This window comes from bacterium, assembly GCA_030699905.1.
Taxonomy (GTDB): Bacteria; Patescibacteriota; Minisyncoccia; order Phycocordibacterales.
On sequence record JAUYKQ010000007.1, the window covers coordinates 1 to 14,027 of the forward strand.

The 14,027-nt window shown below is 44.1% G+C and carries 14 protein-coding genes and 1 tRNA gene; 6 read left to right on the forward strand and 9 right to left on the reverse strand.

The features are described from left to right. Positions 1 to 101: 101 nt before the first annotated feature. The 3 genes from Q8P86_00970 to Q8P86_00980 all read right to left on the reverse strand — a co-directional run bounded on the left by Q8P86_00970 (position 102) and on the right by Q8P86_00980 (position 1,796). Positions 102 to 186, reverse strand: a tRNA-Ser gene (locus tag Q8P86_00970). A gap of 68 nt (positions 187 to 254) precedes the next feature. Beyond that, on the reverse strand, positions 255 to 866 hold the full coding sequence (locus Q8P86_00975) for a CDP-alcohol phosphatidyltransferase family protein (protein ID MDP3996252.1): 612 nt from the start codon (positions 864 to 866) through the stop codon (positions 255 to 257). 24 nt (positions 867 to 890) lie between these two features. Further along, positions 891 to 1,796, reverse strand: a complete 906-nt coding sequence (locus tag Q8P86_00980) for a M48 family metallopeptidase (protein MDP3996253.1) — start codon at positions 1,794 to 1,796, stop codon at positions 891 to 893. 186 nt (positions 1,797 to 1,982) lie between these two features. On the opposite strand from Q8P86_00980, the gene Q8P86_00985 reads away from it, so the two are divergent. Next, the gene (locus Q8P86_00985) at positions 1,983 to 2,261 is read left to right on the forward strand and encodes a hypothetical protein (protein MDP3996254.1); all 279 of its coding nucleotides are present in this window, start codon (positions 1,983 to 1,985) and stop codon (positions 2,259 to 2,261) included. On the opposite strand, the gene Q8P86_00990 is transcribed toward Q8P86_00985, so the two are convergent. Both Q8P86_00990 and Q8P86_00995 read right to left on the reverse strand, forming a co-directional pair. Beyond that, the gene (locus Q8P86_00990) at positions 2,233 to 2,796 is read right to left on the reverse strand and encodes a LemA family protein (GenBank protein ID MDP3996255.1); all 564 of its coding nucleotides are present in this window, start codon (positions 2,794 to 2,796) and stop codon (positions 2,233 to 2,235) included. The two genes, Q8P86_00985 and Q8P86_00990, sit on opposite strands and share 29 nt — an antisense overlap. A gap of 342 nt (positions 2,797 to 3,138) precedes the next feature. After that, positions 3,139 to 4,263 carry a PAS domain-containing sensor histidine kinase gene (locus tag Q8P86_00995; GenBank protein MDP3996256.1) on the reverse strand — a complete coding sequence of 375 codons (1,125 nt, stop codon included), beginning with the start codon at positions 4,261 to 4,263 and terminating at the stop codon, positions 3,139 to 3,141. A 73-nt stretch (positions 4,264 to 4,336) separates the two neighbouring features. Between Q8P86_00995 and Q8P86_01000 the strand changes: the two genes are divergently transcribed. After that, the gene (locus tag Q8P86_01000; protein MDP3996257.1) at positions 4,337 to 5,026 is read left to right on the forward strand and encodes a GNAT family protein; all 690 of its coding nucleotides are present in this window, start codon (positions 4,337 to 4,339) and stop codon (positions 5,024 to 5,026) included. A gap of 142 nt (positions 5,027 to 5,168) precedes the next feature. Here the strand turns inward: Q8P86_01000 and groL are convergent, their stop codons facing one another. After that, a complete protein-coding gene (gene groL, locus Q8P86_01005) occupies positions 5,169 to 6,815 on the reverse strand; it encodes a chaperonin GroEL (GenBank protein MDP3996258.1) in 1,647 nt (548 codons plus the stop codon). A 175-nt stretch (positions 6,816 to 6,990) separates the two neighbouring features. Continuing rightward, a complete protein-coding gene (locus tag Q8P86_01010; GenBank protein MDP3996259.1) occupies positions 6,991 to 7,308 on the reverse strand; it encodes a co-chaperone GroES in 318 nt (105 codons plus the stop codon). A 456-nt stretch (positions 7,309 to 7,764) separates the two neighbouring features. On the opposite strand from Q8P86_01010, the gene secG reads away from it, so the two are divergent. The 4 genes from secG (at position 7,765) to Q8P86_01030 (ending at position 13,290) form a co-directional block, all read left to right on the forward strand. Next, positions 7,765 to 7,989, forward strand: coding sequence for a preprotein translocase subunit SecG (gene secG / locus Q8P86_01015; GenBank protein MDP3996260.1), 225 nt, complete (start codon positions 7,765 to 7,767; stop codon positions 7,987 to 7,989). A gap of 66 nt (positions 7,990 to 8,055) precedes the next feature. Continuing rightward, on the forward strand, positions 8,056 to 9,876 hold the full coding sequence (locus Q8P86_01020) for an ABC transporter substrate-binding protein (protein MDP3996261.1): 1,821 nt from the start codon (positions 8,056 to 8,058) through the stop codon (positions 9,874 to 9,876). A gap of 84 nt (positions 9,877 to 9,960) precedes the next feature. Next, positions 9,961 to 11,940, forward strand: a complete 1,980-nt coding sequence (locus Q8P86_01025) for a ribonuclease J (protein MDP3996262.1) — start codon at positions 9,961 to 9,963, stop codon at positions 11,938 to 11,940. 195 nt (positions 11,941 to 12,135) lie between these two features. Then, positions 12,136 to 13,290 (forward strand): MFS transporter, encoded by a 1,155-nt coding sequence (locus Q8P86_01030; protein MDP3996263.1) that lies wholly within the window; start codon positions 12,136 to 12,138, stop codon positions 13,288 to 13,290. Positions 13,291 to 13,487: 197 nt separating this feature from the next. Here the strand turns inward: Q8P86_01030 and Q8P86_01035 are convergent, their stop codons facing one another. Together Q8P86_01035 and Q8P86_01040 are read right to left on the reverse strand one after the other, a co-directional pair. Continuing rightward, positions 13,488 to 13,679: a hypothetical protein gene (locus tag Q8P86_01035; protein ID MDP3996264.1), complete on the reverse strand. Its 192-nt coding sequence runs from the start codon at positions 13,677 to 13,679 to the stop codon at positions 13,488 to 13,490. 35 nt (positions 13,680 to 13,714) lie between these two features. After that, positions 13,715 to 13,957 (reverse strand): glutaredoxin domain-containing protein, encoded by a 243-nt coding sequence (locus Q8P86_01040; protein MDP3996265.1) that lies wholly within the window; start codon positions 13,955 to 13,957, stop codon positions 13,715 to 13,717. Between the last annotated feature and the right edge of the window lie 70 nt (positions 13,958 to 14,027).

Here is a 14,027-nt window from a genome sequence, read left to right on the forward strand (position 1 = left end):
CTTACGATAAGAATCGTTCGAAAATATGGGAGAAGGGCTTCGAATCTCTCACGCGATGTGCGCAGGCACATCGCTACCCTCCGTTTTTCGCGGACTCAAAACGGAGGGTGAGAGATTCGAACTCTCGGTGGGTTTCCCCACACACGCTTTCCAAGCGTGCGCACTAGACCGCTATGCGAACCCTCCATAATTTTACTTTCAACAGCCGTTCCGAGGCCTTTACATTACCGCTTGGAAAGCTTTCCAAGTCCTTTTTATATAGAACGATACACAAAAAGAGACAGAATTGCAAAAAATAATCCGGCAAAAAGAAGATAGGCGGCAGTCGTCAGAAATATAGGTACGGGATAAACAATAAAAAGCATGGCAAACCCCAAGCCGAATGACTGCAAAACCATTTTTATTTTCCCGACCTTTTTGGCCGAAATATCTTTTCCTTTGAATTTTTTTCTGTAAAAAGCAAAGGTTACGATGAGCAGTTCCAAAATTATAATCGCCAGAGCCAGTTCTTTGCCGATGACTTTGGTAACGACGATGGCAGAAATAGAACCGATAAGCAGTTTGTCTGCCACAGGGTCATACATTTTACCCCATTCCGTGATTTGTTTTTTGGTTCTGGCGAGAGCGCCATCCACCGCGTCTGAAAAAGCCGAAACAATAAAGGTCGCGATGCCTAAATGGATGTTGCCTGCGGTGAAAAAATAAATGACAACAGGAATGGAAGCAAAACGAAAAGCGGTTATATGATTGGGAGTTACGAATGACGGAATGAAAGGTAAAATTGCCACCGAGATTATTTTGTCCGTTATTGTTACTTTAGAATTTGGTGAGATCATTATGATGCCCGAGATTAAATTAATAACCAAACAATAAATGAAATTGTTCACGGATCAAGCGTTTCTCAACGCTTTTATTCTCTCCTCCACCGGCGGATGGGTCATAAAAAGCTTGGTCAAAAAACCTTTGGTGCTTCCATGATTTGAAAAAGGATTTGATATGAACAAATGCGCTGTGGCGTGATTTGCGCGCTTCATGGGAGTTCCTTCAGCGGATATTTTTCGGAGAGCAGAAGCCAAAGCATCGGGATAGCGAGTCAAAAGCGCGCCGGAAGCATCCGCCAAAAACTCGCGTTTCCTTGAAATGGCAAGCTGTATTATTGTCGCTATGATAGGGGACAGTATGGCGAGAGCCACACCTATTAAAATCAAGATAAGCTGTATTCTGCCGTCGCGGTTGCCGTTTCCCCTGTTTCCCCCACCCCATATGGTCATTCGCAGGAAAAAGTCGGACAAAAGAGCGACAAAGCCCACAAGCACCACCACAATTGTGGAAACAAGTATGTCGCGATTGCCGATATGCGACAGCTCATGGGCTATCACCCCCTCAAGTTCGCTTCTATCCAGTATGGCGAGAAGTCCCGTGGTTACCGCCACGGCCGAGTTTTCTTTGTTTCTGCCGGTCGCGAAAGCGTTGGGCGATGGGTCTTCAATAATGTAAAGGCGAGGCAGAGGAAGGCCTGCCGTGATGCAAAGATTTTCGGTAATATTCCAAAGTTCTCTGTGACTTTCGCGAGTGGTTGGCTTGGCGCCGGAGATAGCTAAAGCTATTTTATCTGAATACCAATAGCTGAAAACGTTCATAAAGACGCTAAACACAACGGCGATTAAAAGAATTTCCGGCGCGTTGTAGATAAACGAAAAACCCCAGCCGAGAGTGATGATAACAATGAAAAAGCCCGTCATCAAAATCCAGGTTTTTCGTATGTTTGCGTCTTGATGAGTATAAAGGCTAGACATGTTAAAGATGTTATAATGTTCTACTTGTTTTAGATCTCTGCTGTATACTTTTGTCGCGGATTTAATTTCAAGAATAATCGAAAAACTGGGTCATAACTCGCTGGAATCCCGCTATCTTTTTCCCGAAAAATTCAGAAAGAACTACTAATTACGATACTGGCAATAATTATACCCAGTAGAAAATAAATGGCGGGAAATAACAAGCCGAACAGAACTAAAATCAATCCTTTTTCTTTCTTCCTTACAATTTGTACCAACGCCACAATTGAAAGGATAACAATAATCGCAATCCCAGGAAGGACTAACTGGTTTATGAATACAATAAAAGACATCGGAAGAAAACTTCTTCCGAAAAAGGACGCGATAAGCGAAACTGTGAAAATCAAAGAGATAGTAAAGGTGGCTTTTGCAAGACCGTTTGTAGTATTCATTTTATTTAGAATTTCACCTCCACCGGTTGCCTAGCCGCCGATTCTCCCTCCCCGAGCTCAAACAATTCCATTTTGGAAAAATGGAACATTGAGGCGACAACATTTGCAGGAAAACTTTCAATTTTGGTGTTAAGGTCTCGGACATTGGTGTTGTAGAACCTTCTTGCCGCCTGTACCTTGTTTTCAGTATCGGAAAGTTCGCGCTGAAGTTCCAAAAAATTTTGATTGGCTTTCAAATCTGGATAGGCCTCCGCTATGGCGAAAATGGATTTCAAAGCCCCCGTAAGCATATTTTCCGCCTGCGACTTGTCGTGGAGATTGCCCGCTCCCATGGCACGCGCCCTCGCTTCACTTACTTTCTCAAAAGCCGCCGATTCGTGCGTGGCGTATCCTTTGACCGTGTTTACAAGATTAGGAATAAGGTCGTATCGGCGTTTTAACTGAACGTCAATGTCGGCCCATGCCTCTTTGGCGCGATTTACAAGTCGCACAAAACCGTTGTAAGCAAAAACCACCCACAAAGCTAAAATGACTATAATACCAATCGCGATATAAAGTGTCGTGTTCATGTTTTTGAATTAACCTGTGTATACTCCGCCTCAAACGCAAAGTAAAAGAAGAGGTGCTGACAACGGGTAAACTACAAGTTCTCGGCGCGGGAAGCGTGAACGTAAATGTCTCCACCTCCTTTGCGCCACGTCGCTTATAATATGTAATATTATACCGCAAAACGCAAAAAGAGGGAATGCTATTATTCATAACCCATCACACTCTTATTCTCCCTTTACAAAAGGGAGTGGCTCATTCCGATGAGCCGAGGGATTTTTAAATCCTCCGTCACATAAGAATGTGACACCTCCTTTAGAAAAGGAGGAATGAAGCCACTTTCTGATAGGTGTGAGGGGTTACTATTATTCACCTTTTACCGGCAAAGTTACCGTAAATGTGGAACCTTGGCCCGGCGCGCTTTCCAAGGTCAGTTTTCCTTTATGCGCCCTTACTATTTCACGAGAAAGGTAGAGTCCGATGCCAAGCCCGGGAAACGTTTTTTCTCTTTCGCCGGAAGAGCGGAAAAATCTGGTGAATATTTTTCTCTGTTCTTTTTTTTCTATGCCTATGCCGAAGTCCTTTACTTTCACCATAACTTTCCCTCCCTTCCCTGAAACCGTTACCACAACTTGCTCCGCCAACGGGGAATATTTTATAGCGTTGGAAAACAAGTTAACAAGAACCTGTTCCATTCTGTCCGGATCGCCGAAAACCGGTGATTTTACTTTTCCTTCCAACTTGAAAACGTGCCGCGACTTAAATATTGAGTTGGCCTGGTCAACGTTTTTTTTGACAAGTTCGTCAAAGTCAAACATTTCCTTTTTCAGACCAAACTTGCCGAACCCGATTTTTGTCATATCCAAAAGGTCGTTTATGAGCATCACCTGTTTTGAGACCTTTCCCCTGGCCAGTTTAACAAGTCGTACCACTTCTTCGTGGTAGGCGTTTTCGGCATTATCCGCGCCTTCCAGCTTGGACTGAAGTATTTCAAGGTAAAGAGACATGCTTGTAACAGGGGTGTTTAATTCATGGCTCACCATTGACATGAAAAGATTCTTACGGCGTTCTGCTTCTTTGTCGCGAGACACGTCTCGCAACGTTGAAATCACCTTTCCGTTGGGCAAAATCCTGGCCTTTCTTTCAACAACAATGTATTTCCCGTCTTTCCCTTTGATTCTCCTCTCGGTGGTAAGCTTTTTCTTTTTCTTCAGAATTTCATAGTACTTTTTCACTTCTTGCTTGTCTTCAGGATGAACAAGCTCAAAAAGCTTGACTTTGTGGAGATTCGCCCCTTTCAAACCCAAAAGCTTCAAAGCCGCCGAATTTGCGTATAAAATTTCGGTCGTTCTATCGTCCGTGAGCATTACTCCTTCTGAAATTTCTTCCAAAAGGACATTGTAAGACATCGGTAAGTCAAAACGCCACCTTTTTTCGCTTTGTTTCGATTTTTTAAGCTTTTTCCTCATGTTCGTAATGAATCTTGCCATAAAAGTTTATTAATGTATAGTTTAATACGGATCAGGCCTTTGAGAAACAATACCACTCTCGGAGGAAAACGAAATGAAGAAGAACAGAAAACTGTCTGATTTAGTCAGGCGAATAGGAGACGGCCGTATTTCTTTTCGGCTGGCTGAAGAGAGGGATTTACCCATCATCAGAGAGTGGTGGAAAGACCCTTCTTCAAAGTTTTACTTCAACCGACGTAAAACTTTCACGGACAAAGGAAGAATCAAATTGGCCGTCGGCGCGTTAGCGCCACCGATTAATTATCGTCCGAGAGAGGGAAATCGGAATCTCTTTCCGGATGAAATCCCCATGATAGTGGAAGCGGTTTTTTCGGACAGAAAACCCGCCGTGCCTATTGGCATTTTTGTCCTAGAAAAAATTGACTGGGGGAAAGGGGAAGCGTCTTTCAGGATTTTCGTGGACAGCAGATATCGAAGGTTGAAATACGGGTTGGAAATGATGATACTCATTTTTGACTTTGTGTTCACGACACTTGAATTCACGCGCCTTTATGCCTCCACGATCAGCCGGCTCAATGACCGGACTGAAAAGTTCATGATTCAGGTCGGCTTCAGATTAGCCGACCGAATCAAAAAATACGTAAAGCGTGGCGACGAACGCTACGACCTCGTAACTTTTGAAATCTTCCCGCACAGAGCGGAAAGAGTCAGGAACAAGTTCCAAGAGAACCGAGACAGAATTATGCAAAATTATAGGGTCTACTCGCACGAGGGTTCCTTATAAAGAAAGCACAATCCGCAAGCACCCGCGCCCACAAAAATAGGCGCGGTTATTTTTTAATAAAAACAGGCAAAACGCCCGCGGCCTTTGGCCGCGGGCGTTTTCTTTTTATCTCTTCCCCCCTATGTACCCCGCCGATAGTTTTTCAGTAGTCCATCCCCCCCTGCGCTCCTCCCACGGACTTTTCTTCTTTCGGTTCATCCGCGATAGCCACTTCGGTCGTCAAAAGTATGGCCGCGGCAGAGGCCGCGTTCTGCACGCAACTTCTTGTAACTTTCACAGGGTCAATAATCCCCGCCTCTATCATGTCAGACACCATTTGGTCCTTAAGAGCGTCATAACCGCCCGCCCCTTTCATTTTCTTTACTTCAGCAACAATAACGGAACCGTCATCTTTGCCCGCGTTTATGGCAATCTGTTTAAGAGGAGCTTCCAAAGCCCTAAGCATGATTTCGTACCCGACTTGAACTTCTTTGGACAATTTATCGCGTTCTTTGGCAAACCAGTTGCCTACCTTTTCAGCCGCCTTTACAAGAGCCGTTCCTCCACCCGCCACGATACCCTCTTCAATGGCCGCTTTCGTGGCGTTGACAGCGTCCTCAATTTTAAGCTTCAAATACTTCATCTCGGTCTCAGTGGCGGCCCCCACTCGTATAACGGCCACACCACCGGTCATTTTGGCGATACGTTCATCTATTTTTTCAATATCGTATTTTGAATCCGTCATTTCCTTCTGTTTTCTAAGCTGAGCCACGCGAGCTTCTATTTCTCCTTTTTTACCTTTACCGCCGACAATCACAGTGTTGTCTTTTGTAGAAACGACCTTATTGGCCTTCCCCAAAACTGACAAATCGGCTTTTTCAAACGTAAGTCCGACTTCTTCTGAAATAACGGTGGCGCCGACCATAACGGCGATGTCCTGCAAAATTTCCTTTCGCTTGTCGCCAAAACCCGGCGCCTTTACAGCCAGAACATTAAATCCGCCCCGCAACTTGTTTAACACAAAAGTCGTAAGCGCTTCCCCTTCAACTTCCTCGGCAATCAAAACCAAATCCTTTTTGCCGGCAGTGGCCATTTTTTCAAGAAACGGTAAAATGTCTTTGATTGAGGAAACTTTTTTGTCCGTAATGGCAATAGCGGCATCACTATGCTCCGCCTCCATTCTTTCAGCGTTGGTTATCATATAAGGAGAGACGTAGCCCTTGTCAAACTGCATACCTTGAACAACTTCCGATTCAATACCGAACGATTGAGATTCTTCCACCGTCACCACACCGTCTTTGCCCACCTTATTTATCGTCTCAGCGATAGTTTTGCCCAACTCCTCCGACTCGGCGGAAATGGCGGCAACTTGTTTGATTTCGTCTTTGCTTTTCTCCGGTATCGGCTTTGAAAGTTCTTTTAAAGCTTCTACGGTTTTTTCAGCCGCTTTTTCAATACCGTGACGAACTCCCATAGGGTTTACTCCCATGGTCGTAAGACGCATCCCTTCAGAAACAAGAGCTTGCGTCAAAACGGTGGCAGTCGTTGTTCCATCCCCCGCTACGTCGTTTGTTTTAGAAGCCACCTCCTTTATTATTTCAGCCCCCATGTTTTCAAACTTGTCCTTCAGGGTTATTTCTTTTGCTATTGAGACCCCATCATTGGTTATGGTCGGCGCGCCGTATGATTTTTCCAAAACCACGTTTCTGCCCCTCGGACCCAAAGTAACCTTAACCGCGTCCGCGACGGCGTCAACTCCCCTTTTAAGCGCCTTTCGGGCATCTTCATTGTATAAAATTTGTTTAGACATAGCGTGTAGCGTGTAGCGTGTAGCGTGTAGCGTCAAAATCGTGTAGCGCGAAGCGTATAGCGTGAAGCGTGTAGCGTATAGCGTGAAGCGTCAGAGTATTTCTTTTCCGGCGTTACACGTTACATGCTACACGTTTTAGATTATGGCGTTACAAGTTATACGTTACGCGTTATACTTATTTTATGATTGCTAATATATTACTCGCGGAAACAACCTGATATTCTTCATTATCCACTTTAAGAAAGTCTCCCCACTGAAAAAGAACAATGTCTCCCTTTTTGACTTTTACAGGAACAAGTTTTCCGTCTTCGTATTTGCCTTCTCCTACGGAAACCACCTCACCCTGTTTTGTCTCTCGGCCATCTGATGCCGACTCTGGAATAAATATTCCGGAAGCTGTCTTCTTTTCAGCGTCCTCTTTTTTCTCTTTTACAAGAACGCGATCTCCTATCGGTATGATGTTTACGGTGCCACTCTTTGATGATTTAGCCATAGTTTTTAGTTAGCTTATAAAACTGAAACCAAAGCCGTTAAAACGGCTTTGTCTAATAATAATACAGTTAAATACTCCAATCTGCAATAGGCGTAAAAGTAACCCCTCACACTCTTAATTCTCCATTTTCTAAAGGGAGTGGCTCATTCCGATGAGCTGAGGGATTTATTCTCCCTTTCGTAAAGGGAGTACCCGAGTCGGCGAGGGGGAGGGATTTTTAAATCCTCCGTCACATAAGAATGTGACACCTCCTTTAAAAAGGAGGAATAAAGACACTTTCTGATAAGTGTGAGGGGTTACGCGTAAAACGCCTAATACTGCAGTATTAGGCGTTTACACGAACCCACTTCACCGACACAAACTGAAAAAGTAGTCAAAGACACGCAAACAACTTAGTGTCGGAGAGGACTAATACAAAAGTTGCATTTTTGAGCGACTTTTGGTATCCTTTAATAAATGGATGCTATTTTGCCGATAGTTCAGATAATATTGGCCGTGGCGCTTGTTATTGCCATTTTGCTCCAACAGACCGGAGCGGGATTGGGTGGCGCTTTCGGCGGTACTGATACCGGCGGCGGTTTTAACACTCGTCGCGGGTTTGAAAAAATTTTATTTCGCGCCACAATTATTTTGGCTTTTCTTTTTGTTTTTTCAGCTCTGTTTGCGTTTTTTATGCAGTAGAGCAGACACCTAATCCAGTCGCAAATTTTTTCGCGTAATTTTGCGAAATGATTTGTGCACTGTCGCATGAAGGAACTACTATCCGTGAAAGAGAAAATTAAACAACTTTTCAAAAAGCAATGGACGGTTTCCCCGATAAAAAATGCCGAAACGGCCGTAAAGGGATTCTCGCATCTTGAGCGTCTTATTTTTTATGCTTTGCTTTTAATTTGCGCGGGAGCGTCTTTCTTTCTTCTATCGCATGTAAACACGGCATATCTCGTGGAAATACCGAAATTCGGCGGAACTTTAACGGAAGGCGTGGTTGGTTCCCCTCGCTTTATAAACCCTATTTTGGCCATAAGTGATGCCGACCGAGACCTTACCGCCCTTATTTATTCCGGACTTTTAAAACCGGAAGGCGACGGAACCTTAACTGTAAACTTGGCTAAAGAATACAACGTGTCAGAAGACGGACTTGTCTACACTTTCATATTGCGCGAAGATGCCTATTTTCACGACGGAAAACCCGTAACGGCGGACGACGTGATTTTCACAGTGGAGCTGGCTAAAGACCCTTTCTTAAAAAGTCCGAAACGCGCCAACTGGGAAGGCGTAACAGTGGAAAAAGTGAACGACTACGAAGTTCGTTTTATACTACGCCAACCGTATTCTCCTTTTCTTGAAAATACCACCATTGGTATTTTACCCAAACATATTTGGAAAGACGCCGAAATAGAACAGTTTCCTTTCAGTCAGTTTAACGTGGAGCCGATAGGTTCCGGCCCGTATAAGGTCAAAAAAATAAAAAGAAGCAACGCCGGAGTTCCCACCTACTACCACCTGACATCTTTCAAGGACTATGCTTCGGGAGAGCCATTTATTGAAAATCTTATTATCCGATTTTACGGTTCGGAAAAATCTCTCATTGAAAGTTACGCGAGAAAAGACATAGAGAGCATGAGCGCCATATCGCCCGAAGATAGCGCCAAACTGGAAATAGCCGGCGCAAACATCGTTTCCGCTTCGTTGCCTCGCGTCTTTGGAGTGTTTTTCAACCAAAACCAGGCGACGATTCTTTCGGAAAAAGCGGTAAGAGAAGCGCTGGATACCGCCTTAGACAAACAAGCGATAGTAACCGAGGTTCTGAAAGGTTACGGAAGTCCTTTAAACGGTCCCATACCTAAAGACATGATAAAAATAAACAGCGAGACCCAGACACAAGAAAAAACCGAGGGGGAAGAGGCGCAAACGGTTGAAGAAAGTCCGACGGAGAAGGCCCTGAAAATTTTTGAAAAAGCCGGTTGGGAAATAAACGAGGAAACGGGGCTGTTGGAAAAAAAAGTCAAAGAGGAAACACAGACCTTGTCTTTTTCTTTATCTACGTCAAACGCTCCTGAACTCAAACACGCAGCGGAAATGATACAGGAAATGTGGAAAGCGGTCGGCGTGGAAGTTTCCGTAAATATTTTTGAGTCCGGAGATTTAAATCAAAATGTTATCCGGCCCAGAAAATATGATGCTCTTCTTTTCGGAGAAGTGGTGGGAAGGGATCTTGATCTTTTCGCTTTTTGGCACTCTTCACAGAGAAACGACCCGGGACTGAATATCGCCCTTTACGCGAACATAACGGCTGACAAACTTCTGGATGAGGTCAGAACAATAAACGACAGCGATTTGAGAGCGGAAAAATATCTGGCCTTTGAAAAAGAAGTGGTGAATGACCTGCCGGCCTCTTTTCTCTATTCGCCGGATTTTCTGTATGTTGTTCCCGCCAAAGTAAAAAATATGGACATCGGACAAATAGCCGTCCCTCACGAACGTTTTGCGTCAATAAAAAACTGGTATATAGAAACGGAAAAGGTCTGGAAAGTTTTCGTTCCCGAATCAATTACAACTCGGTTTTAACATTATTATTAACCAAAAAATATTTTCCGCTTTAAAAATTACGGAACATATTTGAGCGGCTTTGCCGTGATATAGAAGAACGCAATGGAAAAAAACACAAACATAAGACGAGGAGGTTCTCACGCCCCGAACCCAAAAGAGAGGCGTTTTTATAGTAGGACAAAAAATACGGCAGTCGTGAGATTTGAAAGCAACACTTCTCAAAAGTCCGTATCCGTTTCGCCCAGAAACCCCTACGGACCCGTTCCACCAAAGAAAAGATTGCCTCATACGTATTCCACCTCTAACTCCCCAAGCCCCCGAAAGAGGATGCCTGAAAAGCGTCTCGGCCATAAAAGAGCTTTTGGAGGCCACGTCTCCTCAAAACAGAAGACGGTAATCCCTCCCGTGCCGGCAAACGCCATCCGCATCATACCTTTAGGTGGCGTTGAAGAGATAGGAAAAAATATGACGGTTATAGAGGTCGGGGGCGATATTATAGTCATAGACGCCGGTTTTCAGTTTACAAGCGAAGACACGCCGGGAATTGACTACATTCTCCCCAATACACGCTACCTTGAAGAAAGAAAAGACCGAGTAAAAGCGGTGTTTATAACCCACGGACACCTTGACCACATAGGCGGTGTTCCTTACATTTTGTCGCGGATAGGGAACCCGCCCATTTACAGCCGACAGTTCGGTTCTATAATGCTCAAAAAAAGGCAAGAGGAATTCCCTCACTTGCCCGCTTTGGATATCCGCACCATAGACGGCAACGAGACAATCACCATAAGCGAAAACTTGAAAGTTGAAACATTTCCGATTTCACACACAATACCCGATTCCATGGGCCTTATCATCAAAACCCCTATCGGTAATATTGTTTTCATAGAAGACGTCCGCGTTGACAACATAGACGGAAAAGTTACGGAGGAGGAAGAGGAACAATACAAGAGATTCAAAGACATGGACGTTCTTCTTCTGACCATGGATTCAACAAGCATAGAAAAACAGGGATTTTCACTTTCCGAACAGACAGTGATACAGAACATAGAGAAAATTATTCGCGACACGAAATCGCGGCTCATTGTTGCCACTTTCGCCTCTCAAGTTGAAAGAATTATCGCCATAATAAACGCCTGCAGAAAACTCAACAAGAAAATCGCCGTTGAAGGAAGAAGCATGAAAAACAACCTGGAAATAATAAAGCACCTGAAACTTGTTGATACTGAAAACGTAGTGATACCGATTGAAGAAATAGAAAACTACCCGCCAGACAGGATAGTTATGATAGTAACGGGAGCGCAAGGGGAAGAGTTCGCGGCCCTTATGCGCATAGCCAGCAAATCCCATAAGCACGTAAAACTCAGAGAGACCGATACCATACTTCTCTCGTCTTCCATAATACCCACCAACTACAAAGCCGTCGTGAAGCTCAAAGACAACCTGTACAGAACATCGGCCAGAGTCATAACGTATCTGGACTCCGACGTGCACGCTTCCGGACACGGCAACCGAGAGGAGTTGAAATGGATACACGAGAGGATAAATTACAAATTCTTTATGCCACTACACGGACATCACTTCATGCTTCGCCAACACGCGGAACTGGCCCGAACACTTGGCACCCCTGCCGAAAACATTGTTGTACCGGACAACGGCAGTATCATAGAGATAACCGATAACGGTAAAAAAATATCTTTACTGAAAGACAAAGCGCCGGCAAGTCCCGTAATGGTTGACGGATTTTCCATTGGTGATGTCCAAGAAGTCGTATTAAGAGACCGAGTCATGCTCGCACAGGACGGAATGTTTGTAATCATTGCCAGTTTAAACACAACCACCGGCAAGTTACGAAAGTCGCCGGATATCATATCTCGCGGTTTTGTATATCTTCGCGAGTCCCAAGACCTTTTGGAAGAAACTCGTCTAATCATAAAGAAAACCGTTGAAGAAACATCCGCCGGAATGAACCCTATTAACTTTGACTTCGTAAAGACAGCCCTGACCGACAATATTAGCAGATATCTTTTCCAGAAGACGGCAAAGAGACCGATAGTGATACCTGTACTGCTCGGGATATAGCAGTCCGGTTAAAATATCCTGAATTACGAAAAACGGGAAGCCCCGCAAAGAAAGTCGCAAAAAAGTGACTAAGACCGGGCAAACGCCCTTGGAGTGGTCACTTTTTTGCGACTTTCTTTGCGGGGGAGGGTTCCGCGAGGCCAAGTCAAAAGCGGACATTTCGTAATTCAAAGAAAATAGAGTAAAATAACAGACATGCGCCAACGTGCCATTACCTCTCTCTACGCTTTAGCGTTTCTATTTACAATCCACTTCAGCATAAGCGTATATATCAACTCTTCTTTTTTGGGGACGATACTGCCTACAAAGTTTGTAGGTATTGTTTATACTCTCGGCTCGCTTTTTACTATTGTCGCTTTTTTCGGAATTCCTAAGATACTGCGCGAAGCCGGCGACTACAAGACAACAATGCGTCTTTTGACGCTACTTTTACTGTCCCTTGTTGCCATTATTATATTCAAAAACCCGATAATCGTCGTCGCCGCTTTTATCGTAAACGTTGTCGCCGTATCTCTCGTGTATTTCAACATAGACGTAATCTTGGAAAATTTTACAACCAACAAAGAAACAGGCAAAGTAAGAGGCTCTTTTCTTACGGCCTCAAACATCGCTTGGGTTATGGCACCTCTTTTGGCAAGTTTGATTTTAGCCGACACGGAAATATATCGCCGTGTATATATTGTCGCCGCCCTGCTCCTTCTACCGACACTTTATATTTTAAGACGCAACTTCAAGGACTTCAAAGACCCCACTTACAGAAGCATCTCTTTGCTTTCAGCCATTAAAGGCCTTTTGGTAAACAAAAACTTGCGACTTATTTGTCTTTCCATGTTTATACTGCACTTTTTTTTCTCATGGATGGTTATATACATGCCGATATATTTGCATGAATACATCGGATTTAACTGGAGAGAAATAGGTATTATGCTTTCTATCGCCCTTTTACCCTATGTTGTTCTGGAGCTTCCGCTTGGAAAATTGGCCGATACCCGTTGGGGAGAAAAAGAAATTTTGTCTATCGGGTTTGCGATATCGGCGCTTGGCGCGGCCGGCGTATTTTTTATAGAAGGAGGCGACTTTTTTACATGGACAGCGATTCTTGTGGTTACTCGTATCGGCGCCAGCATGGTGGAAATAATGAGTGAGACGTATTTCTTTAAGGTCGTGGACGCGGCTCAAATAGACGTGCTTAGCTTTTTCCGAATGATGAGGCCGTTTGCATATATCGTAGGACCTCTAAGTGGGACACTGCTTCTCTTGTTTGTATCTTACAAAACCTTGTTTTTGATTTTGGGAGCAATTACTCTGTACGGTCTCCGATACAGTTTGGCGCTTAAGGACACTAAATAACTTTGAATTACGAAACACCTGCTTCCCCCCCACGAGGGAAAGCTCCCAAAAAAGTGACCGCTCCAAGGGCGCTTGCCTAGGGCTCAGTCACTTTTTCGTGACTTTCCTCGTGGGGGGCCGCCTGCCATATTTCTTAATTCAAACTATCTTTCAATGACCGCAAAAAAACCGCTAAATGTAAGCGGTTTTTTTGTTTCCTATTCTTCTTCCGATAACTCCTCGCCGTCCGGAATCATCATCTCCTTGTCCTCAAGAATATTTTTATGAAGACCGTCTTCACAGTTACATTCAGTAAGATGCTCGCCGTGTTTGGAACAACTTTCCATTTGACATACGCCCGCCGTGGGGCTTTCCCCGCCACATTCTCCCGTGCAAATATAATGCTGCATGGTGTTTTTAAAACGCTTAATTTATAAAACTAAAATTATCTTATGACCCCTCTTTCTCTTAAGAATTTCCCTATGGCCTCCTTGTCCATATCTGCCAAAATTTCTCCGTCCACCTCAAGTGTCGGGGTCTTACCTTGGCCGGATTTGGCGACCAGTTCTTTTCGGTAGTCCTCATTGCCGAGCACTTCTCTTTCTTCAAAGTCAACTCTTTTCTCTTTCAGAAATGTCCGCGCCTCGTTGCACCAAGGACATCCTGTTTTCGTGTACATTATAATCATAGTACCAATATCATCTCCTTTCAACATTCCACTCAAATCCTTTAATTTTTAATGTGAAAGAATTAACCGG

Excerpts from the sequence above, each read along its gene's own strand:
- Q8P86_01010 (MDP3996259.1), bottom strand. The coding sequence starts at position 7,308 with ATGGCTAAATCATCAAAGAGTGGCACCGTAAACATCATACCGATAGGA.
- secG (MDP3996260.1), top strand. The coding sequence starts at position 7,765 with ATGGATGCTATTTTGCCGATAGTTCAGATAATATTGGCCGTGGCGCTT.
- Q8P86_01025 (MDP3996262.1), top strand. The coding sequence starts at position 9,961 with ATGGAAAAAAACACAAACATAAGACGAGGAGGTTCTCACGCCCCGAAC.
- Q8P86_01040 (MDP3996265.1), bottom strand. The coding sequence starts at position 13,957 with ATGATTATAATGTACACGAAAACAGGATGTCCTTGGTGCAACGAGGCG.
- groL (MDP3996258.1), bottom strand. The coding sequence starts at position 6,815 with ATGTCTAAACAAATTTTATACAATGAAGATGCCCGAAAGGCGCTTAAA.
- Q8P86_01020 (MDP3996261.1), top strand. The coding sequence starts at position 8,056 with ATGAAGGAACTACTATCCGTGAAAGAGAAAATTAAACAACTTTTCAAA.
- Q8P86_01030 (MDP3996263.1), top strand. The coding sequence starts at position 12,136 with ATGCGCCAACGTGCCATTACCTCTCTCTACGCTTTAGCGTTTCTATTT.
- Q8P86_00990 (MDP3996255.1), bottom strand. The coding sequence starts at position 2,796 with ATGAACACGACACTTTATATCGCGATTGGTATTATAGTCATTTTAGCT.
- Q8P86_00985 (MDP3996254.1), top strand. The coding sequence starts at position 1,983 with ATGGCGGGAAATAACAAGCCGAACAGAACTAAAATCAATCCTTTTTCT.
- Q8P86_01035 (MDP3996264.1), bottom strand. The coding sequence starts at position 13,679 with ATGCAGCATTATATTTGCACGGGAGAATGTGGCGGGGAAAGCCCCACG.
- Q8P86_01000 (MDP3996257.1), top strand. The coding sequence starts at position 4,337 with ATGAAGAAGAACAGAAAACTGTCTGATTTAGTCAGGCGAATAGGAGAC.
- Q8P86_00995 (MDP3996256.1), bottom strand. The coding sequence starts at position 4,263 with ATGGCAAGATTCATTACGAACATGAGGAAAAAGCTTAAAAAATCGAAA.
- Q8P86_00980 (MDP3996253.1), bottom strand. The coding sequence starts at position 1,796 with ATGTCTAGCCTTTATACTCATCAAGACGCAAACATACGAAAAACCTGG.